General features: G+C 70.0%; 20 protein-coding genes. 17 read left to right on the top strand and 3 right to left on the bottom strand.

Annotation, left to right across the window (positions count from 1 at the left end; all coding sequences use genetic code 11):
* The first annotated feature begins 190 nt into the window (after positions 1–190).
* From EAO79_RS15920 to EAO79_RS15890, 7 genes are read left to right on the top strand one after another with little or no spacing between them, the layout of a single operon-like run.
* On the top strand, positions 191–1192 hold the full coding sequence (locus EAO79_RS15920; RefSeq protein ID WP_064295340.1) for a MoxR family ATPase: 1002 nt from the start codon (positions 191–193) through the stop codon (positions 1190–1192).
* 4 nt (positions 1193–1196) lie between these two features.
* Complete coding sequence (locus EAO79_RS15915; RefSeq protein ID WP_236555491.1) at positions 1197–2087, top strand: DUF58 domain-containing protein; 891 nt, start codon at positions 1197–1199, stop codon at positions 2085–2087.
* Entirely contained in the window at positions 2074–2541 is a 468-nt protein-coding gene (locus tag EAO79_RS15910; protein WP_124769570.1) for a hypothetical protein, read from the top strand. The genes EAO79_RS15915 and EAO79_RS15910 overlap by 14 nt, the downstream gene beginning before the upstream one ends.
* A complete protein-coding gene (locus tag EAO79_RS15905; protein WP_124769569.1) occupies positions 2532–3530 on the top strand; it encodes a VWA domain-containing protein in 999 nt (332 codons plus the stop codon). The genes EAO79_RS15910 and EAO79_RS15905 overlap by 10 nt, the downstream gene beginning before the upstream one ends.
* The gene (locus EAO79_RS15900) at positions 3527–4567 is read left to right on the top strand and encodes a VWA domain-containing protein (protein WP_124769568.1); all 1041 of its coding nucleotides are present in this window, start codon (positions 3527–3529) and stop codon (positions 4565–4567) included. The genes EAO79_RS15905 and EAO79_RS15900 overlap by 4 nt, the downstream gene beginning before the upstream one ends.
* Positions 4564–5658, top strand: a complete 1095-nt coding sequence (locus EAO79_RS19125) for a hypothetical protein (RefSeq protein WP_164486958.1) — start codon at positions 4564–4566, stop codon at positions 5656–5658. Before EAO79_RS15900 ends, EAO79_RS19125 begins: the two co-directional genes overlap by 4 nt.
* Before the next feature lie 41 nt (positions 5659–5699).
* Positions 5700–7457 (top strand): proline--tRNA ligase, encoded by a 1758-nt coding sequence (locus EAO79_RS15890; protein WP_079707162.1) that lies wholly within the window; start codon positions 5700–5702, stop codon positions 7455–7457.
* Between the two features lie 47 nt (positions 7458–7504).
* Here the strand turns inward: EAO79_RS15890 and EAO79_RS15885 are convergent, their stop codons facing one another.
* Positions 7505–8185 (bottom strand): response regulator transcription factor, encoded by a 681-nt coding sequence (locus EAO79_RS15885; RefSeq protein WP_064295346.1) that lies wholly within the window; start codon positions 8183–8185, stop codon positions 7505–7507.
* Positions 8182–9891, bottom strand: a complete 1710-nt coding sequence (locus tag EAO79_RS15880; protein ID WP_124769567.1) for a HAMP domain-containing sensor histidine kinase — start codon at positions 9889–9891, stop codon at positions 8182–8184. The genes EAO79_RS15885 and EAO79_RS15880 overlap by 4 nt, the downstream gene beginning before the upstream one ends.
* A 206-nt stretch (positions 9892–10097) precedes the next feature.
* On the opposite strand from EAO79_RS15880, the gene nusA reads away from it, so the two are divergent.
* From nusA to rbfA, 4 genes are all read left to right on the top strand, one after another.
* Entirely contained in the window at positions 10098–11099 is a 1002-nt protein-coding gene (nusA, locus tag EAO79_RS15875; protein ID WP_079707160.1) for a transcription termination factor NusA, read from the top strand.
* A gap of 5 nt (positions 11100–11104) precedes the next feature.
* The gene (locus EAO79_RS15870) at positions 11105–11374 is read left to right on the top strand and encodes a YlxR family protein (RefSeq protein WP_124769566.1); all 270 of its coding nucleotides are present in this window, start codon (positions 11105–11107) and stop codon (positions 11372–11374) included.
* A 287-nt stretch (positions 11375–11661) separates the two neighbouring features.
* Positions 11662–14430 carry a translation initiation factor IF-2 gene (gene infB / locus EAO79_RS15865; RefSeq protein ID WP_124769565.1) on the top strand — a complete coding sequence of 923 codons (2769 nt, stop codon included), beginning with the start codon at positions 11662–11664 and terminating at the stop codon, positions 14428–14430.
* Between the two features lie 118 nt (positions 14431–14548).
* Complete coding sequence (gene rbfA / locus EAO79_RS15860; protein WP_124769564.1) at positions 14549–14986, top strand: 30S ribosome-binding factor RbfA; 438 nt, start codon at positions 14549–14551, stop codon at positions 14984–14986.
* Positions 14987–15156: 170 nt separating this feature from the next.
* Here rbfA and EAO79_RS15855 read toward each other — a convergent pair whose 3' ends face one another.
* Positions 15157–16041: an A/G-specific adenine glycosylase gene (locus tag EAO79_RS15855; RefSeq protein WP_241160907.1), complete on the bottom strand. Its 885-nt coding sequence runs from the start codon at positions 16039–16041 to the stop codon at positions 15157–15159.
* Between the two features lie 38 nt (positions 16042–16079).
* On the opposite strand from EAO79_RS15855, the gene EAO79_RS15850 reads away from it, so the two are divergent.
* From EAO79_RS15850 to EAO79_RS15825, 6 genes are all read left to right on the top strand, one after another.
* Complete coding sequence (locus EAO79_RS15850; RefSeq protein ID WP_124769563.1) at positions 16080–16754, top strand: uridine kinase; 675 nt, start codon at positions 16080–16082, stop codon at positions 16752–16754.
* 64 nt (positions 16755–16818) lie between these two features.
* The gene (gene truB / locus EAO79_RS15845; RefSeq protein ID WP_124769562.1) at positions 16819–17754 is read left to right on the top strand and encodes a tRNA pseudouridine(55) synthase TruB; all 936 of its coding nucleotides are present in this window, start codon (positions 16819–16821) and stop codon (positions 17752–17754) included.
* Positions 17751–18119 (top strand): hypothetical protein, encoded by a 369-nt coding sequence (locus tag EAO79_RS15840; RefSeq protein WP_124769561.1) that lies wholly within the window; start codon positions 17751–17753, stop codon positions 18117–18119. Before truB ends, EAO79_RS15840 begins: the two co-directional genes overlap by 4 nt.
* A 102-nt stretch (positions 18120–18221) precedes the next feature.
* On the top strand, positions 18222–18641 hold the full coding sequence (locus tag EAO79_RS15835; protein ID WP_124769560.1) for a hypothetical protein: 420 nt from the start codon (positions 18222–18224) through the stop codon (positions 18639–18641).
* Positions 18638–19570, top strand: coding sequence for a bifunctional riboflavin kinase/FAD synthetase (locus tag EAO79_RS15830; RefSeq protein ID WP_079707151.1), 933 nt, complete (start codon positions 18638–18640; stop codon positions 19568–19570). The genes EAO79_RS15835 and EAO79_RS15830 overlap by 4 nt, the downstream gene beginning before the upstream one ends.
* Positions 19570–20799 (top strand): MFS transporter, encoded by a 1230-nt coding sequence (locus tag EAO79_RS15825; protein WP_124769559.1) that lies wholly within the window; start codon positions 19570–19572, stop codon positions 20797–20799. Before EAO79_RS15830 ends, EAO79_RS15825 begins: the two co-directional genes overlap by 1 nt.
* Positions 20800–20940 lie beyond the last annotated feature (141 nt).

Below are 20940 nucleotides of genomic sequence, written 5' to 3'. Positions count from 1 at the left end.
GGTAGGAAGCGGCGGTGGACGCGAGGGGGACGGTGGGCGAACGGCGGCCGACGCCCTGGTGGCCATCCGGTGGCCGAGGCGTCCGAGCTCCGGATCTTCACACGTAGACTGTTCGGACCGCCGGGTTCCACCAGGCGGATCCGCGTTCGACGGTCATCCGTCCGGACCGCCAGCCTCGCCAGGGAGACCAGTGACCGTGACGCCGAGCACCCCCATCGCGCCAGCCGAGCTGCAGCGGGCCCGCAGCATCCTCTCCGAGATCGTCGGTGCCTACGATGCGAAGGTGGTCGGCCAGCAGGGCCTGCGCACCACCCTGCTCGCGGCGCTCGTCTCGGGCGGACACGTCCTGCTCGAGAGTGTCCCAGGACTCGCGAAGACGACCGCGGCGGAATCGATCGCTCAAGCGGTGAACGCCTCGTTCAAACGCATCCAGTGCACCCCCGACCTGTTGCCGAGCGACATCATCGGCACCCAGATCTACGACGCCCGCACGGGCGCGTTCCAGACCCAGCTCGGGCCCGTACACGCGAACTTCGTGCTCCTCGACGAGGTCAACCGGTCGAGCGCGAAGACCCAGAGCGCGATGCTCGAGGCGATGCAGGAACGCCAGACCTCCATCGGCGGCACGCACTATCCGCTGCCGAAGCCGTTCTTCGTCCTCGCCACGCAGAACCCCATCGAGCAGGAGGGCACGTACCACCTGCCCGAGGCGCAGCTCGACCGCTTCCTCCTCAAGGAGGTGCTCGACTACCCGACGATCGGCGAGGAGGCCGAGATCGTCCGTCGGGTGAACTCCGGGCTCTACGAGACCGACCAGGACCGCCCGGGGGTGAGCCTCGAGGACGTCCTGTTCCTGCAGTCCCTCGCCAAGCGGGTCTACCTCGACGCATCGATCCTCAACTACATCGTCCAGACGGTCTACGTGACCCGCCATGCGAGCGACTACCTGCCGCCGAAGCTCGCGAGCTACATCGAGTACGGGGCGAGCCCGCGCGCCAGCATCGCGTTCAGCACCGTCGCGCGGGCGCTCGCGATCCTCGCCGGCCGCGACCACGTCATCCCGGAGGACGTCAAGGGCTACCGCCACCAGGTGCTGCGGCACCGCATCATCCTGAACTTCGAAGCCGCGGCCGACGACGTCTCGCCCGAGACGATCATCGACGCCGTCTTCGGAGCGGTCCAGGCACCGTAGGCCCGTGTCAGCCCCGCTGCTCCACCGGGTGAAGTCCAAACTCTTCATCCACGCCCACCGCCGCGTGCGGGGGATGCTCGACGGCGAGTACCGTTCGGTGTTCCAGGGCAGGAGCCTCGACTTCGACGACCTCCGCGAGTACACCCCGGGCGACGAGATCAAGGACATCGACTGGAAGGCGACGGCCAGACACGGCGCTCCACTCGTGAAGCGCTACATCGCCACGCGGAAACACCAGGTGCTGTTCGTCGTCGACACGGGTCGTGATCTCGCGGCGCTCGCCGAGGGTGGGAGCACCAAACGCGAGGTCGCCATCCTCGCGGTCGGCATCCTGGGATACCTCGCGATCCGGCACGGCGACCTCGTCGGTCTCGTCGCCGGCGACGCCGCCGCACCGGAACTCGTCCGACCCGCCGGCACCGAATCGGCACTCGAGCGCCTGCTGCAGCACATCGACCGGCGTGCGTCGCTCGCGGCACCCCAGAGCGATCTCGACGAGTTGCTCGGCTACGCGGCACGGTCGGTCAAGCAGCGCTGTCTGCTCGTGATCGTCTCGGACGATGAGGAGATCACGCCGAAGCGGTCGGAGATCCTCCGCCGCCTGCACGTCCAGCACGAGGTGCTCTGGATCTCGGTCGGCGACGCCGACCTCATGCGGGCGGAGTACACCGGTCGGGCGATGGTCGACGTCGCCGACGAGCGGTCCCTGCCGGCCTTCATCCGGTCGGACGACGCGCTCCGTCGTGAGTTCACCGAGGCCGTCACCAGCGCGACCGCCAGACACCTCGACCAGCTCGAGGAACTCGGCATCAGCGGTCAGCGCGTGACCGGAGCCGACGACGTCGTCCCCGTCCTCTTCCACCTCCTCGAGGCCCACCGACATGCCCGGCGATAACGGCTACTACGCACCGGTCCAGTACACGCTGCTCTGGCCGGTGCTCGGACTCGTGCTCATCGCGCTCGTGATCGGGTGGTACGTCTGGATACTCGCCCACGTGCGCCGTCGCGCGCGCGGGAGCGCGCCGCGCCCGGCGCCGCAGCCGTCGCCGACCGTCCTGCGCGACCGCTACCTCGCACTCATCGGCGAGATCGAGCGCGACCACGGGGACGGCGCCCTGAGTACGCGGCGCGCCCACCAACGGCTCGGCGCGATCCTCCGGATGTACGCGCACGAGTCCAGCGGCGTCCGCGCCCAGGTCATGACCCTCGCAGACCTCGATCGCGCCGGACTCGCGCCACTCAGTCGTGCCGTGTCGGCCTACTACCCGGTCGAGTTCCGCGAGGCCGAGACGGGCAGCGTCGCCGAGGCCGCCACGCTCGCCCGCCAGGTGGTGACGACGTGGAGCTGATCTACTGGTGGATGCCGCTCGTCTGGCTCCTCGCCGTGGCCGTGGTGGTCGCCGTCGTCGTCCTCGTGGCCCGCACCGGGCGGCGCCGGAAGGCGAACGCCGAGCCCCTGTGGGTCGCGCACTCCGAACGGCTCACCGCGCTCCCCGGTTACCGTCGCGCGCTGTCGCGGTACCGGCGCCTCATCATCGCGACGATCGCCGCGCTCGGGGTGCTGCTGCTCGCCGGCACGGCCCTCGGGTCACGCGTGGTGAGCACGACGGTGTTCCAGCCCGAACTGCGCAACCGCGACATCGTGCTCTGCCTCGACGTGTCCGGGTCGATGACGGAGTACGACGCCGCGCTGGTCGGGGTGTTCGAGAAGCTCGTGCAGCGGTTCGACGGTGAGCGGATCGCGCTCGTCCTGTTCAACGCGTCCGCGACCACGTACTTCCCGCTGACGAGCGACTACGACTACGTGGCAGCGCAGCTCGACCACCTCGTCGAGGACCTCACCTCGCCGGAGAGCGACTACGAGTACTGGAACGGCACCGATCTCGGGAACGGCTCGTCCCTCATCGGCGACGGTCTCGGGTCCTGCGTCATGCGGTTCGACCAGGTCGGCGAGGAACGGTCGCGCTCGATCGTGCTCGCGACCGACAACTACGTCGCGGGCGAGCCGATCCTCACGCTCAAGGAGGCCGGCGCCTACGCGAAGGCGCAGGACGTGACGGTGTACGGGATCAACCCCGGCGACGTCTCCAGCAAGGACTACCTCGACGACCTCGCCGCGGAGATGGACGAGGTCGTGACGTCCACCGGCGGGGACTACTACGCGCTCGCCGACCCCGGCGCGGTCGGCGGCATCGTCCAGCAGATCACGGCGGAGCAGACGAAGACGCTGAAGGGCGCCAAACAGCTCGTGCAGGTCGACGAGCCGTTCGTGTTCGTGCTGGCGGCGTTCGGCGGCCTCGCGGCGCTCATGCTGCTCGCCTGGAGGTTGCGCCGATGACCATCAACCCCGTTCTGCCGATCTGGGCCGTCGCCGTGCTCGGCACCGTCCTCGCGTCCTTCGCCGTCTGGCAGTTCCTCGCCGGGGTGCGGCGGCCAGGAGCCTGGCACTGGATCGCCCGACTGGCCATGGTCGTCGTGCTCGTGATCATCGCCCTCCGACCGACCATCCCCGGCAACCATCGCCCACCGTCCGCGATGGGCGACCTCGACGTCTACTTCGTCGTGGACACGACGAGCTCGATGGCTGCCGAGGACTGGCCGGACGAGACCGCGTCGGGGACGGACGAGAACGGCGCCCCGAAGCCGCCGACCCGACTCGACGGTGCGAAGGCCGACATCACCGGTATCGCCGACCGGCTGGCCGGTGCCCGATACGCCCTCGTGACGTTCGACGCCGTGGCCGTCCAGCGCATGCCCCTCACGACGGACGCGACGGCGCTCCGGTCGGCTGCGGAGGCGATGACGCAGGAGATCACCACCTACTCCCGCGGCAGCAGCATCGACGCATCGGTGGAGTTCATGACCACGCTGCTGACCCAGGCCGAGGAGCAGGAGCCGGGTCGGAACCGGATCATGTTCTACCTCGGTGACGGCGAGCAGACGAGTGGCGCGGCCCCCGGGTCGTTCGAGAGCATCGCACCGCTCATCGGCGGCGGTGGCGTGCTCGGCTATGGGACCGAGGCCGGTGGGACCATGCGCGAGTTCTCCGGGTACCAGGACGGCAGCGTCCGCTACATCCAGGACTACTCGACCGGTGAGCCCGCCGTGTCCCGGCTGGATCCGGGCGCACTCGAGACGATCGCGTCGCAGCTCGGCGTCGAGTCGGAGATCAGGACACCGGGTGCGTCGCTCGACGACGCACTCGACGGCCTCGCCGTCGGCGGCGTCACCGTCGAGGACGAGGTGGACATCCGGCGCACCGATGAGCTGTACTGGGTGTTCGCGCTCGGGTTCGGTGTGCTGCTCCTCACCGAGCTCCCCGGCCTGGTCGGCGCGCTGGGCGAGCTCCGACGGACGAAGGGTGGGCAGGCATGACCCTCTTCGATGATCGGACCCGCACCGACCGGCCCGACGATGCGCCGCGCAGCCCTGAGCCACGGCCACGACTCGAGGAACCGCGGCGTCCGCCGCTGGCCCCGGCCGAGGTCGCCCGGTTGCGCCGTCGGCTGTTCTGGTGGTCCCTTCCGCTGGTCCTCGTCGCCCTCGTCGTCGGGGTCAAGTTCGTGAGTCTGCCGGTCGTCGCGCAGTCGGCGATCGCCGAGTACCGCGCCGAGGACTACTCCGGGGCGCAGTTGAGCGCGGGCCACCTCTTCACGGCGAACGTCGTCGAGCCGTGGATCGCCTGGTTCGACCGGGGCACCGCGGCCGCGGCCGGACAGGACTGGGTGCAGGGGACCGACGACCTCGGCAAGGCGCTCGAGCTCGCGCCGACCGAGGAGACCGCCTGCATCGTCCGGGTCAACCTGGCGCGCGCGTACGAGACCCAGGCCGACGAGTACGTGAAGGGCCAGTTCTTCCAGGGCGCCATCAACCTCTACGACACCGCGAAGCGCATCGTCGACGAGGGCGAGGGCTGCTTCGAGGGGGAGTCCCAGGATCAGAACGAGGACCCCCAGGACCCGCAGGACCCTCAGGACCCGCAGGACCCGCAGGACCCGCAGGACCCGCAGGACCCGCAGGACCCTCAGGACCCGCAGGACCAGGGTGATCAAGGTGATCAAGGTGGTCAAGGAGGTCAGGACGACCAGGGCGGTCAGGGTGACCAGGGCGACCAGGGTGACCAGGGGGACCAGGGCGGAACCGGGCAGCAGCCCGACGTGATCGATCCGAAGGGTACGCCCGGTGAGAACCTGCAGGACACCGGCGATCGCATCGACCGCAAACGTCAGGATGCGACCGACCAGCGCGACCGGTCCGGCGGGCAGGGCCAGCAGGATCCGTCGAACGGGGGACAGGGCGACGGCGACTCGAGCGGCTCGAGCGGTACCGGTGACAGCGAGGTCGACGGGAAGGTCGACAAGTTGAAGGACGCCGGCCAGGACGCCCAGCAGGACAAGTCGACCGAGGACGCCAAGAACCGCGGTCGGAACAACGACAACGGGAACTTCGCCGATCGCCCCTGGTAGCGGTTCCGGGCTGCCTGCGTGTGACGGACTAGCATGGACAGGTGGTTACGCGCCTTTCGAATTACTTCCTCCGTACGCTCCGTGAAGACCCTTCCGACGCGGAGGTGACGAGTCACCGCCTGCTGGTGCGGGCGGGGTACATCCGACGCCAGGCGCCGGGTGTCTTCGCCTGGTTGCCGCTCGGGTTGCGGGTGAAGAACAAGATCGAGGCCATCGTCCGCGAGGAGATGGCGAACGCCGGCGCGTTCGAGGTGCACTTCCCCGCGCTCCTGCCGCGCGAGCCCTACGAGGTCACCGGCCGGTGGGAGGAGTACGGCGACGCCCTCTTCCGCCTGCACGACCGCAAGGGTGCCGACTACCTGCTGGCGCCGACGCACGAGGAGGTCTTCACCCTGCTCGTGAAAGACCTGTACTCCTCCTACAAGGACCTGCCCCTGTCGATCTACCAGATCCAGGACAAGTACCGCGACGAGGCCCGTCCCCGGGCAGGCCTCCTGCGCGGTCGTGAGTTCACGATGAAGGACGCCTACTCGTTCGACGTGTCCGACGCCGGGCTCGACGCGAGTTACCAGGCGCAGCGCGACGCCTACGAGCGCATCTTCACGCGGCTCGGCTTGGAGTACGAGATCGTGCAGGCCGACGCCGGAGCCATGGGCGGTTCGCGGAGCGAGGAGTTCCTGCACCCCACCGCGGTCGGTGAGGACACCTTCGTGCGTTCGGCCGGCGGATACGCCGCCAACGTCGAGGCCTACACGACCGAGGTCCCGGAGGCCCGCCCCATCGAGGGTCTGGCACCCGCGACGGTCTTCGATTCGCCGAACACCCCGACGATCTCGACGCTCGTCGACCTCGCCAACGAGCGACACCCGCGCGACGACGGACGGGCCTGGACGGCCGCCGACACGCTCAAGAACGTCGTGCTGGCACTGCGGCACCTCGACGGCACGCGCGAGCTGGTCGTCATCGGCCTGCCGGGCGACCGCGACGTCGACCTCAAGCGTGTCGAGGTGGCCTTCAGCCCCGCGGAGGTGGAGGCCGCGACCGAAGCGGACTTCGCCGCGAACGCCGGGCTCGTCAAGGGCTACATCGGACCGTGGTCCCCGCAGGGGCCCGTCCTCGGTGAGGAGTCGGCAACGGAGATCCGGTACTTCCTCGACCCCCGGGTCGTCGACGGCACCGAGTGGATCACCGGCGCGAACGTCGATCAGCAGCACGTCTTCGGCCTCGTCGCCGGGCGCGACTTCACCGCCGACGGCTTCGTCGAGGCGGCGGAGGTCCGCGCCGGCGACCCCGCGCCCGACGGCTCCGGACCGGTCGAGCTCGCTCGAGGCATGGAGATCGGACACGTCTTCCAGCTCGGGCGCAAGTACGCCGAGGCGCTCGGACTGAAGGTGCTCGACGAGAACGGCAAGCTCGTCACGGTGACCATGGGCTCCTACGGCATCGGGATCACGCGCATCCTCGCGATCATCGCCGAGGGTAACAACGACGAGCGCGGTCTCATCTGGCCGAAGGCCGTCGCCCCGTTCGACGTGCACGTCGTCGCAGCAGGACGCGACGCGGCGATCTTCGAGGTGGCCGAGGAACTCGTGGCCTCGCTCGAGGCGAGCGGGAAGGACGTCCTTTACGACGACCGCACAGGCAAGGTGTCCCCGGGTGTCAAGTTCGGCGACGCCGAGCTGATCGGCGTGCCCGTCGTGGTGGTCGTCGGTCGCGAGGCCACCGAGGGCTTCGTCGAGCTCTGGGACCGGGCCGCCGGCACGAAGGACCGGGTCGCGATCGCCGACCTCGCCCTCTGAGCCGCGAGAGCGCGGTAACGGTCGTCTTCCTGTCGGGATGACGGCCGCTACTGCGCTCTCGTGCTGAGGCGGTAGCCGGCTCCGCGGACCGTCGCGATGGCGTCCTTGCCGATCTTGTTCCGGAGATACCGCACGTAGACGTCGACGACGTTCGAACCGGGATCGAAGTCGTAGCCCCAGACCCGGCTGAGGAGCTCCTCACGGCTGAGGATCTGGTCCGGGTGGCGGAAGAACTCCTCGGCCAGGGCGAACTCGCGGGTGGACAGCTCGACCGGCACACCGTCGACGAGGACGCGCCGTTCGCGCAGCTCGAGTTCCAGATGACCGACCGACAGCCGTTCCTGGACGGCGGTGGTCGACGCCGGTGCCCGCTCTGCCAGGCGTCGGCGGATCCTGGCCAGGAGCTCCTCGAACCGGAAGGGCTTCGACATGTAGTCGTTCGCCCCGCCGTCGAGGCCCGCCACGAGGTCTCGCGCGGAATCCCGGGCGGTCAGGATGATGACGGGGAGTTCGCTGCCGTCGTCGCGCAGCCGCCTGAGCACCTCGAAGCCGTCGACGCCGGGGAGTCCGATGTCGAGGACGAGCAGGTCGAAGTCGCCGCTCTCCGCCAGCTCGACGACCTGTGATCCGTCGACCGTCACGTCCGCCGTGTGTCCGGCGGCACGCAGGCCCTTGCTCACGAACGCGGAGATCCGCGTCTCGTCCTCGGCGACCAGGATCCGGCTCATGCGTGGTCCTCCGGCACACTCCGCCGAGCCGAGGTGTCGACGAGGTCCGGGAAGTCGTCCTCAGGGGACGGGGCTCGTGAGAGCGGTGGTGCATCGATCGCGGGGCCTGCGTCGCCGGGTGTCGGCCCGGCCTGCATCGCCGCGGCCGTCTGAGCCTCAGCGGCGGCCTGAGCCGCTTGCGCCTCTCGCAGCGCGATCGCCTGGGCCATCGCGCTGCGGGGGATCGCCGCGGTCTCGTCCGGGTCGAGGTCGAGGTCAGCGTCGGACCCCTCGTCGTCGTCCGCCACCGCGAGCGGCAGTCGGATGCTGAAGAGGGAGCCGGCCTGCTGCGTGTCCTCGACCTCGGCCCACCCGCCGTGTGCCGCGGCGATCGCCTGCACGATCGACAGGCCGAGGCCGGAGCCTGCGACACCCCGTCCACCGCTCACCCGGGTGAACCGGTCGAAGATGCGTTCGCGGAGCGCCTCCGGCACCCCGGGCCCGTCGTCGGCGACGGAGAGCACGAGCGCCGGGTCGTCCGACTCGTCGAACCGGCTCGAGATCACGATCGTCGACCCGGCCGGGGAGTACTTCGCGGCGTTGTCCGCGAGCTGCAGCCAGGCCTGGGCCAAGCGCCCGGCGTCGACGTCCGCGGTGAGTGCGGCCTGCTCGCCCAGGGTCCACTCGTGTTCGGTCGAGATCGCCGTGGCCTTCTCGTGGACCGAGGCGGTGAACGCCTCGATGTCGACCGGTTCCCGGTCGAGGGTCGACGCGAGTCCGGCCGTCGAGAGCTCCGTGATGTCGGCGACGAGGGAGCTCATCCGGTCGAGTTCGTCGAGGGCGAGGTCCCGGGTGGCGGCCACCTCCGCGGGGTCGGACGGATCGAGGAGCTCGAGGTGTCCGCGCACGATGGTCAGCGGCGTCTTCAGCTCGTGGCCGACGTCGTCGAGCAGCTGGCGTTGACTGGTGAAGGCCTCGTCGAGCCGGTCCAGCATGCTGTTCACGGTCGTGGTGAGCTCCGAGACGTCGTCGCGACCGACGACCGGGATCCGCTCGTCGAGGTCCGACTCGGTGATGCGGGCGGCGGCGTCCCGCAGCAGTCGGATGGGGTGGAGCAGTCCACCCGCGAGCTGCCAGCCGACGAGGCCGAGCAGGAGCAGGCACACCACGGCGACGACGATCTCGACGGCGAGGATGCCCCGGGACTCCGCGAGTGCCGCGTGCACGTCGGTGGCGATGACGACATGGGCCACACTCGGGTCGCCGACGACCTGCACCGGGATGATCGCGTACCGCACGGTGCGGTCACCGGTGGCCTCGCCCGTGACGGCGCCGCGGGACGACCGGGCCGTGATGGTGTCGAGCAGCTGCGGGTCGTCGTCCAGGCGGAACGCGGACGGGGCGCTGGGCGCGACCGTCGAGCCGTCGGCGCGCACACCGATGGCGGTCTCGTCCTCGGCGAAGATCCAGCGTCGCATCACCGCGTCGACGGCCGCGTCGCTCGTCGCCGGGGCGTCGGCGGAGTCGCCTGAACCGACCACCATGAAGGCGATGAGCTCGGCGCTGTGCGCCAGGCGGGCGTCGATGGTCGCAAGGGTCTGCTGCCGGCCGAGCGTGTAGGTGGAGACGCCCACGAGCGTCATCGCGAGCGTCGTCGCGAGCAGGATCGCGACGAGGATCCTCACCCTCGTGCTCCGCATGACGTTCCGCAGCTCGCCCAAGACCATTGGCCAATCATGTCACCCGCCCCGAGACGCGGTCGAGCCGGGGCGGGACCCTCGAGGACGCGCGGGGGCTTCCCAGCTGGGTGGATGACGTACCCCTCGGCATCCGGTACCGTAGACAGACGGGTTCGGCAGCACGGCAGCAGCATGCCCGTCGCGCCGCTGCACGTCTTGCCGCGGCACCACCAGTTGAATAGAGGAGGCCATCGATGGACATCGATCTCGGTTTGTTGAAGTCGATCGAACGCGAGAAGGAGATCCCGTTTGAGGAGCTCGTCGTGATCATCGAGCAGGCCATCCTGAGTGCGTACCTGAAGAGCACCGAGGGTACCGACACCACGGCGCGCGGCGACGTCCCGGCGGCCCGGGTGCAGCTCGACCGCAAGACCGGCCACGTCGGGGTGTTCGTGCCCGAGTTCGACGACGAGGGTGTCCTGATCGGGGAGGCCGAGAGCACGCCGGACGACTTCGGTCGTATCGCCGCCTTCGCCGCGAAGCAGGTCATCTTCCAGCGGCTCCGCGACATCCAGGACGACGCCGTCCTCGGTGAGTTCAAGGGCCGCGAGGGCGACATCATCGCGGGCGTCATCCAGCAGGGCCCGAACCCGCGCATGATCCACGTCGACCTCGGCACCATCGAGGCGATCCTCCCGCCCGAGGAGCAGGTGGCCGGTGAGGAGTACCCGCACGGTGCACGCATCCGCGTGTACGTGACGAGCGTGACGAAGGGTCTCAAGGGTCCGCAGATCACCGTCTCGCGCACCCACCCCGGACTCGTACGGAAGCTGTTCGCCTTGGAGGTCCCGGAGATCGCCTCCGGCATCGTCGAGATCGTCTCGCTCGCTCGCGAGGCCGGACACCGGACCAAGATCGCGGTGAAGGCGAACGACCCGAGCATCAACGCCAAGGGCGCCTGCATCGGTGAGCTCGGGCGTCGGGTCCGCGCGGTCACCGACGAGCTGGGCGCCGAGAAGATCGACATCGTCGACTACTCGCCCGACCTGCCGACGTTCGTCGCGAACGCGCTCTCGCCGGCCAAGGTGACGAGCTCGTACGTCATCGACCAGTCGCTCAAGGCCGTCCGGGCGCTCGTGCCGGACTACCAGCTGTCGCTCGCGATCGGCAAGGAGGGGCAGAACGCCCGTCTCGCCGCCAAGCTCACCGGCGCCAAGATCGACATCCAGCCGGACTCGATCCTCGAATCGGACTGAGCCGGATGGAACCGGTGCGGACCTGCGTCGGCTGTCGCCGTCGCGAGCCGCGCTCGGCACTGCTGCGCGTCGTCGCGGTCGAGGGGGCGCTCGTCCCCGACGCCGCGGCGCGCCTGCCGGGCCGCGGATCCTGGGTGCACCCGACGTCGGCGTGCGTCGACCAGGCGGTGCAGCGTCGGGCGTTCACGAGGGCGCTCAGACTGACCGCGGGACCCGACGCGTCGGCGGTCCGGGCCTTCGTGTCGACGGAACCGGCCGTGCCGACGGCTGAATGACGTGGTCGGGCTCGAACGACCCGCTTACGATCCGGTGGTGAGCCCGCACCCAGGGTCGGGGTGTACGATGGTGAGTGCACGCGAGAGCGCTCCGGCGCACACCGTGCTTCCCACCGCAGGTATCAGGCCCGGATCCCGGGCCTCCATCCTGCTGCCGCCCCACCCGGGTGCGGCATTCCGAGAGAACAGGCTGAACGGCTAATGGACAACTCATGAGCGGCTCGAAATGAGCACCGTCCACCACTAACGCTTGCCCCTGCCTGGGTGCAAGCTCAGACAGGAGAATTGTGGCTGCAAAACCACGTGTACACGAGATCGCATCCGAACTCGGAGTAGACAGCAAGATCGCCATGGCGAAGCTCAAGGAATTGGGCGAGTTCGTCAAGGGACCGTCTTCCAGTATCGAACCACCGGTGGCCCGCAAGCTGCGCGCCGCCCTCGAGGCCGAGGGCGCGAAGGCGTCAGCCGCCCCCGCCGCCCCGGCGAAGCGTCCGGCCACGCCCGGCGCTCCGACCCCGGGTCCCGCCGCACCCAAGGCTCCGGCCCCCGCGGCACCTGCCCCCAAGGCCGAGGCGCCCGCTGCGCCTGCGCCGAAGCAGGCCGCCCCAGGCCCGAAGGCTCCGGCCGCCCCCGCCCCTGCGGCGGAGGCACCCGCAGCTGCTGCTCCGGCGGCACCGTCCGCACCCGCTGCTCCGGCCGCCGGCGACTCGCCCTCCGGCGACGCCGCGAAGCCGGGCGGCCCCCGTCCCGGTGCTCCGCGTCCGGGTAACAACCCGTTCGCGTCCTCGCAGGGCATGGGCCAGCGCCCGACCGGCACGCCGCGTCCGGGGAACAACCCGTTCGCAGCGGCTCAGGGCATGGGTCAGCGTCCGAACCCCAGCAACATCCCGCGTCCGCAGGCTCCGCGCCCCGGCTCGCCCCGTCCGGGCGTCGGCCAGGGTCAGCGTCCCGGTGGTCCCGGTCGTCCGGGTGGCGCAGGTCGTCCCGCCGGTGGCGGCGGCTTCCGTCCCGGTGGCGCCGGTGGCGGTTTCCGTCCCGGTGGTGCCCCCGGTGGTGCACCCGCGGGTGGATTCGCGGGTCGCCCTGGTGGCGGCGGCGGTCGTGGTCGCGGACCCGGCGGTGGTACCGCAGGTGCCTTCGGTCGCGGTGGCGGCAAGAGCAAGGCACGGAAGTCGAAGCGGACGAAGAGGGCCGAGTTCGAGCTGCGTGAAGCCCCGTCGCTCGGCGGCGTGAGCGTCCCCCGCGGCGACGGCAACACCATCATCCGTCTGCGTCGTGGCGCGTCCATCTCGGACTTCGCCGACAAGATCGACGCCAGCCCCGGCAACCTCGTCACCGTGCTGTTCCACCTCGGTGAGATGGCGACGGCGACGGAGTCCCTCGACGAGGCGACCTTCGACGTGCTCGGTTCCGAGCTCGGCTACAAGATCCAGATGGTCTCGCCCGAGGACGAGGACCGGGAGCTCCTCGAGGGCTTCGACATCGACCTCGACCAGAAGCTGGAGGACGAGTCCGACGAGGACCTCGCCATCCGTCCTCCCGTGGTCACCGTCATGGGTCACGTCGACCACGGTAAGACGCGCCTCCTCGACGCCATCCGCAACGCGAACGTCGTCGCCGGCGAGGCCGGTGGCATCACGCAGCACATCGGTGCGTACCAGGTCGTCGCGGAGCACGAGGGCATCGAGCGTCCGATCACCTTCATCGACACCCCGGGTCACGAGGCGTTCACCGCAATGCGTGCTCGTGGTGCGCAGGTCACCGACATCGCGATCCTCGTGGTCGCGGCCGACGACGGCATCATGCCGCAGACGGTGGAGGCCTTGAACCACGCGCAGGCGGCCAACGTGCCGATCGTCGTCGCGGTCAACAAGGTGGACAAGCCCGACGCCAACCCGGCCAAGGTGCGCCAGCAGCTGACCGAATACGGCCTCGTCGCCGAGGAGTACGGCGGAGACGTCATGTTCGTCGACGTCTCGGCTCGTGCCGGCACCGGCATCAAGGACCTCCTCGACGCCGTGCTGCTCACCGCGGACGCCGGTCTCGACCTGCGCGCCAACCCGAACAAGGATGCACGCGGTGTGGCCATCGAGGCCAAGCTCGACAAGGGCCGCGGTTCCGTCGCGACCGTCCTCATCCAGTCGGGTACGCTCCGCGTCGGTGACGCGATCGTCGCCGGTACGGCGTACGGCCGCGTCCGTGCGATGGTCGACGAGAACGGCGACACCGTCGCCGAGGCGGGTCCCTCGCGTCCCGTCCAGGTGCAGGGCCTCTCGAGTGTTCCTCGGGCCGGCGACACCTTCCTCGTCACCGAGGAGGACCGCACCGCGCGTCAGATCGCCGAGAAGCGTGAAGCCGCGGAGCGCAACGCCGCTCTGGCCAAGGCTCGCAAGCGCATCTCGCTCGAGGACTTCACCCGTGCACTCGAAGAGGGCAAGGTCGAGTCGCTCAACCTCATCATCAAGGGTGACGTCTCCGGTGCCGTCGAGGCACTCGAGGAGTCGCTGCTCAAGATCGACGTCGACGACAGCGTCCAGCTGCGGATCATCCACCGCGGTGTCGGTGCGGTCACCGAGTCCGACGTCAACCTCGCCACGATCGACAACGCGATCATCATCGGGTTCAACGTGCGCCCCGACCCGAAGGCCCGCGAGCGTGCGGCCCGTGAGGGTGTGGACGTCCGGTTCTACTCGGTCATCTACAACGCACTCGAGGACGTCGAGCAGAGCCTCACCGGCATGCTCAAGCCCGAGTACGAAGAGGTCCAGTCCGGTGTCGCAGAGATCCGCGAGGTGTTCCGTTCCTCCAAGTTCGGCAACATCGCGGGTGTCATCGTCCGCTCGGGCACGATCACGAGGAACGCCAAGGCGCGGGTCATCCGCGACGGCGTCGTGGTCGGCGACAGCCTGGCGATCGAATCGCTGCGTCGGTTCAAGGACGACGTCACCGAGGTGCGTACGGACTTCGAGGCCGGTATCGGTCTCGGCAAGTTCAACGACATCCAGATCGGTGACGAGATCGAGACGATCGAAATGAAGGAGAAGCCGCGCGGCTAGTCCGCTCGGCCGGTCCCCGTCGTCCTCCTCCGGGAGGGCGGCGGGGATTCCTGCTTGTATTGTGTGTGCAGCATCCGTCGGGCGGCCCTCCGCCCGACGGTCATCAGAGGAGGACGAGATGGCAGAGAACCCCAGGGCCCGCAAGTTGGCGGACCGCATCAAGGAAGTCATCGCCAAACGGCTCGACAAGGGCATCCGCGACCCGCGGCTCGGCTTCGTGACGATCACCGACGTACAGGTGACCGGCGACCTCCAGCACGCGAACGTGTTCTACACGGTGTACGGCTCCGACGAGGAACGCGCCGACACTTCGGCCGCGCTCGAGTCCGCCAAGGGCCTGCTGCGTGCCGAGATCGGCCGCAACATCAACACCCGGCTGACCCCGAGCCTCGACTTCTTCCTGGACGCGATCCCGGAGAACGCGCAGCACATCGAAGACCTGCTGCGCGAGGCGAAGAACCGCGACACCGAGGTGGCCGGGCTTGCCGCCGGTGCCGCCTACGCCGGCGACGAGGACCCCTACGTCAAGCCGCGCGACGTGGACGTCGAGGACTAGCCACCGCGCACCAGCCCTTCGACAGGCTCAGGGACCGGGATTCCTTCATCCGGTCTCTGGGCCTGTCGACGTGCGCCCTTCGACAAGCTCAGGGACCAGGTGGGGCTCAGGGACCGGGTGGGGCCGAGGGACCGGGTGGGGCCGAGGGACCGGGTGGGGCTGAGGGACCGTCAGTCGTGGGGGAGCGCGTACCCGCCGTCGACGCACACCGCGAGGCGGTCGGCGACCAGTCCGGCGAGTGCGCGGTCGAACTGCTCGCGGTCGGGCCAGAGCGCCCGGAGCTCCTCGTCCGTCAGTGAGCGGTGGGTCGAGCGGAGCTCGGCCATGATGATGCCCCGGACCTGTCGGTCGCTGCCCGCGAACTGCTTCTGCTTCGTCTTGACCGGTCCGTCGTAGGCCGGGTATCCCGCCGCGCGCCAAGCGCACACCTCGCGGAGCGGACACTCCTCGCACCGTGGTGCTCGAGCCGTGCAGACCACCGCGCCGATCTCCATCAGCCCGGCGTTGAAGACGGCTGCCTCCGAGCGGGACTCCGGCAGGAGCGCCTCCATGGCGGGGAGGTCCGCCTTGGCGTTCGGTGGGCCGGGCTCGCCTTGGCCGCGGACGGCGCGGGCGATGACCCGTCGGGTGTTCGTGTCCACCACCGGGTGCCGGTCCCCGTAGGCGAAGACGGCGACGGCGCGGGCGGTGTAGTCGCCGATGCCGGTGAGCGCCAGGAGCTGGTCCACGTCCGACGGGACGATGCCGTCGTGCCGTTCGGCGATCTGGGTGGCCGCCGCATGGAGCCAGAGCGCTCGGCGCGGATAGCCGGGCCTGCCCCAGGCACGGACGGCCTCTGCCGGTGGTTCGGCCGCCAGGTCGGCGGGCGTCGGCCAGCGCCCGAGCCACTCCTCGAGCCGCGGGATCACCCGGCTGACCTGCGTCTGCTGGAGCATGAACTCCGACACGAGCGTGCCCCAGGCGGGGAACCCCGGGCGTCGCCACGGGAGGTCGCGCGCGTTGGTGCGGAACCATCCCGTCACGAGCGGGGCGAGGTCGGAGGGTTCGGGCGGCACCGCACCAGCCTACGATCCGCGCGGGTAGGCTCGGCGCCATGAAGCTCGTCACGACACCACGGATCGAGTTGCTCCGGCAGCTGCGAGACCAGTTCCAGCGGGACTACCCACGAGGCCGCACCCTCATCGCGGTGGACGGCGTCAGCGGCTCCGGCACGGCGGCGTTCGCCGACGGACTGGCCGAGGTGTTCGACGAGGCCGGACGCGCGGTGTTCCGTGCCTCGATCGACGACTTCCACCGTCCTCGCGAGGAACGGTACGCGCGGGGGCGGGACTCGGCCGAGGGCTACTGGCTGAACTGGTTCGACTATTCGCTGTTCCGCCGGGTGCTCGTCGAGCCCTTCCGCCTGGCGGGTAGCGCCGGCTTCCAACTCGTCGGGTTCGACGAGCAGCGCGACGTCGGCGCTCCCTTGCGTTGGACGACCGGCCCGCAGGACGCCGTCCTCATCGTCGACGGCGTCTTCCTGAACCGTCCCGAGCTCCGCGGCCTCTGGCATGCGTCGGTCTGGCTCGACGTCCCGATGGCGACGGCCTACGAGCGGCTGCACGAGCGCCTCGGCGTCGACGCCGACCCGACGGCGCCGTCCAACGCGCGCTACGTGGGCGGGCAGGCGCTCTACCGGAAGGACGACGACCCGACCGCGCGGGCGACCGCCCTCGTGGACAACACGGACGAGCGGCACCCACGGCGGATCTTCGCCGACTTCTGCTGAGCGCCGCCGCCCAGGTGTGCTCCGGCCGCCCGGCGGTGCCGACCACCGCTGGTACCGTTGCAGAGTGGTCGAGAACAGCACAGCAGCACCCGGGTCGGCGTCCACCCGTCCCGGTATCCTCCTCATCGACAAGCCGCAGGGGCACACCTCCCACGACGCGGTCGCCCGGGTGCGACGGCTCGCCGGCACACGCAAGGTGGGGCACGCGGGAACGCTCGATCCCATGGCCACCGGGCTGCTCGTGTTGGGCACGCGCTCGTCGACCCGACTGCTGACGTTCATCGTCGGTCTCGACAAGGAATACACGGCGACCATCCGCCTCGGCGCGGCGACCTCCACCGACGACGCCGAAGGTGAGGTCACCGAGCGCGCCGACCAGGCCGCGGTGGCTGCCGTGGACGACGACGCGATCATCGCCGCGATCCGTCCACTGACGGGCGACATCGAGCAGGTGCCGAGCACGGTGAGCGCCATCAAGGTGGGCGGGAAGCGCGCCTACGCCCTGGCCCGCGAGGGGATCGAGGTGGAGCTGAAGTCCCGTGCGGTCACCGTCAGTGCGTTCGACGTGTTGGCCATCCGTCGGGATGGAGCGGCAGTCGACGTCGACGTCCGGGTCGTCTGCTCCTCCGGCACCTACATCCGCGCCCTCGCCCGCGACCTGGGGGCTTCCCTCGGCGTCGGCGGCCATCTCACCGCGCTTCGCCGGACCCGGATCGGACCCTTCGACGTCACGGACGCATCGACGATCGACGACCTCGACGTTGAGACGGCGCTGTTGCACCCGGCCGACGTCGCGAAGCGCCTGTTCGGTGCCCTCGAGCTCACGGAGCAGGAGGCGGTCGACCTCGGCCACGGGAAGCGGCTCGAACGCGAGCTGCCGGCCGGCCACACCGGTCCGATCGCCGCCGTCGCACCGGACGGCCGACTGGTGGGGCTCGTCGAGCGCCGTGGCGGTTCGCTCAAGTCGGTCGTGAACTTCCCGGCGGAGGAACCGGCATGATCGAGTGGTTCACCTTCGCCCAGATCGCGGTCGCGGTCGTGGCCGGGCTCCTCTGCATCGTGCTCGGGTTCGCCGGGCGCGCGCCGAACGACCTGACGATGGGGGCGACGGCACTCGTCGAGGTCCTCCTCATCGCGCAGCTGGTGGTGGCGATCGCCGCGCCCGCGTTCGGGAACACCGCCACGGGGAGTGTGCCCGAGTTCTACACCTACCTCGTCTCCGCGATGATCCTGCCGATCGCCGGCGGGTTCTGGGCGCTCGTCGAGCGCACCCGATGGTCGACGGTCGTCCTCGGCGTCGTCTGTCTCGCGATCGCGGTGATGCTCTACCGCATGGAGCAGATCTGGACCGTCCAGCTCGGCTGACCGTCGGCGCACCGACGGCGGTGGAGGACGACGGCACCGCAGCCCGCGTGACCGTCGCGAAGTGCCGGGGCGAGGGCCTGCGTCGCATAGAATCGTCGGGTCATGCCTCTCCCCACCACCGCTCCAGCCCGTCCACGCGTCCGTGGTGTCGGGGTCGTGCTCGTCGCCGTCTACGGCATCCTGGCGCTCGCCGCCACCGGCCGGTCCGTGGTGCAGATCACGACCAAGTTCGACGAGGCGCCACTGGCCTATCTGCTCTCGGCCGTCGCCGCGGTGGTGTACATTCTGGCGACCGTCTCGCTCGTCGCTCCAGGCGCCGTCTGGCGGCGGATCGCTTGGGCCACGATCTCCTTCGAGCTCGCCGGGGTCCTGATCGTCGGCTTGCTGAGCCTGCTCGATCCCGAGCTGTTCCCCCACGACACGGTCTGGTCCGGCTTCGGCCGCGGTTATGTCTACATCCCGCTCGTCCTCCCGGTCCTCGGACTGTGGTGGTTGGCCGGACATCGGCGTACCGACAAATGATCACGTTCACCGAGCTCGACCAGGTCCCCGACGCGTTCGGACCGTCGGCCGTCACCATCGGCAAGTTCGACGGCGTCCACACGGGTCACCGCGCGGTCGTCGCCGCGCTCCTCGAGGAGGCCGCGGCAGCCGGTCTCAGCTCCGTCGCCGTCACCTTCGACCGCAACCCGCTGAGTCTCATCAACCCCGACCGCTGCCCGGCGTCGCTCGTGAGCAACGAGCAGAAGCTCGGTCTCCTGGCGGACGCCGGGGTCGACGCGGCCCTGCTGCTGCGCTTCGACCAGACACTGGCCCAGCTCACGCCGGAGGAGTTCGTCACCTCGATCCTCGTCGGAGCATTGCACGCCAGGACGGTGCTCGTCGGCGAAGACTTCCGTTTCGGCCATCGCGGCCTCGGAACAGTCGCCACGCTCGAGTCGTTCGGTGAGGTCTACGGCTTCTCCGTGCGCGTCGTCGACGACGTCCGTCCCGGCGGCGGGCGCCGGGTGTCGTCCACCTGGATCCGCGAACTCCTCGAGGAGGGTGACGTCCGCGAGGCGTCGCGACTCCTCGGTCGTCCGCCCGGTGTGCGGGGCGTCGTCGTCCACGGTGCCAAGCGTGGCCGGGAACTCGGCTTCCCGACCGCCAACCTGTCTCCCGATTCGCAGGGTCTCATCCCCGCGGACGGCGTGTACGCGGGTTGGTTGTTCTGGCGAGGACGTCGGTATCCGGCGGCGATCTCGGTCGGGAACAACCCGACCTTCGACGGCGTCCCGCAGAAGCAGGTCGAGGCCTACGTCCTTGACGAGACCGATCTCGACCTCTACGACGACGAGGTCGAGGTGCAGTTCGTCGAGCGCATCCGCGGCATGGTCGCGTTCACCGGGATCGAGCCGCTCATCGTGCAGATGACCGACGACGTCGAGCGCGCGCGCCGGATGCTGTCCTAGTGGGTCCGCGTCCCCTGTGGCGGGGGAGGGCCCTCGCGCTCGTCGGTATCGTGCTGGTCGCGGCGAACCTCCGCACGGCCGTCACCTCGCTGTCGCCGATCTTCGCCGAGATCGACGGCGACATCGGCGTGGGGTCGGTCGGGCTGGGGCTCCTCGGGATGCTGCCGCCACTGTGCTTCGCCCTGTTCGGCGTCTTCACCCCGCGACTCGTGCGTCGACTGCACCTCGAGCCGGTACTGCTCATCGCGCTCGGGTCGATCGTCGCCGGACACCTCATGCGCTCGCTCGCCCCCGACTTCGCCGTCCTCGCGATCGGGAGTGCGCTCTGCTTCGCCGGGATCGGCATCGGCAACGTCGTGCTCCCGCCGCTGGTCAAGAAGTACTTCCCCGACCGCGTCGGCCTCGTCACCTCCCTCTACGCGACGGTCCTGTCGGTCAGCACGTTCATCCCGCCGCTGATCGCCGTACCGGTCGCCGATGCCGCGGGGTGGCAGGTGTCGCTCGGGGTGTGGTCCATCGTCGCCATGCTCGCCGTGCTGCCCTGGATCACGCTCATCGTCCGGGAGCGTCGGGATGCCCGGGCCGCCGCCGCGACGGACCCCGAGATCGAGGAGGTGCCCCGCGCCGGGCGCGTCCACGTCCACCGCTCGCCGATCGCGTGGGCCATCGCGGCGGTGTTCGCCACCTCCTCGCTGAACGCCTACGCGATGTTCACCTGGCTCCCCACCATCGTCGGTGACGTCGCCGGCGTCACCCCGGCCCAGGGCGGCCTGCTGCTCTCGCTCTTCTCCGCGATGGGGGTCCCGGCGAGCCTGATCGTCCCGATGCTCGTCGCGAGGCTGCGGAACGTCGCCGTCCTCGTCTACGTCGCGAGCGCGTGCTTCGTGCTCGGCTATCTCGGGCTGCTCCTGTGGCCGGCGACGCTCACGTGGCTGTGGGTGCTGCTGGCCGGGCTCGGCCCGCTGCTGTTCCCGCTCGCCCTCGTGCTCATCAACCTGCGGACGGCGACCCACGAGGGCGCGGTCGCCCTGAGCGGCTTCGTGCAGAGCGTCGGCTACACCCTCGGTGCACTCGGCCCCCTGGTCGTGAGCCTGTTGCACGCCGTGACCGGATCGTGGACCGTCCCGTTGCTGCTCCTGCTGGCCACGGGCGCGCTGTGCGCCATCGCCGGCCGTATCACCGGCCGACCGACGACGATCGAGGCAGACCTCGCAGCACGCGGTCGCTGACCGGTCTGTTTCGACCTCCGGACGGATCCCCGGCGACGATGCGCATCCGCGCACCGGCCTCTGCTCATCTGAGCATGGGTACCAACAGGCGTTGTCCGGGTGGTGACGGCGTCCTAGGCTGGAGACGATCCGGAGGAGGCC

Source organism: Plantibacter sp. PA-3-X8 (genome assembly GCF_003856975.1).
Taxonomy (GTDB): Bacteria; Actinomycetota; Actinomycetes; order Actinomycetales; family Microbacteriaceae; genus Plantibacter; species Plantibacter auratus.
This window is presented reverse-complemented; position numbering and strand designations above follow the sequence as displayed.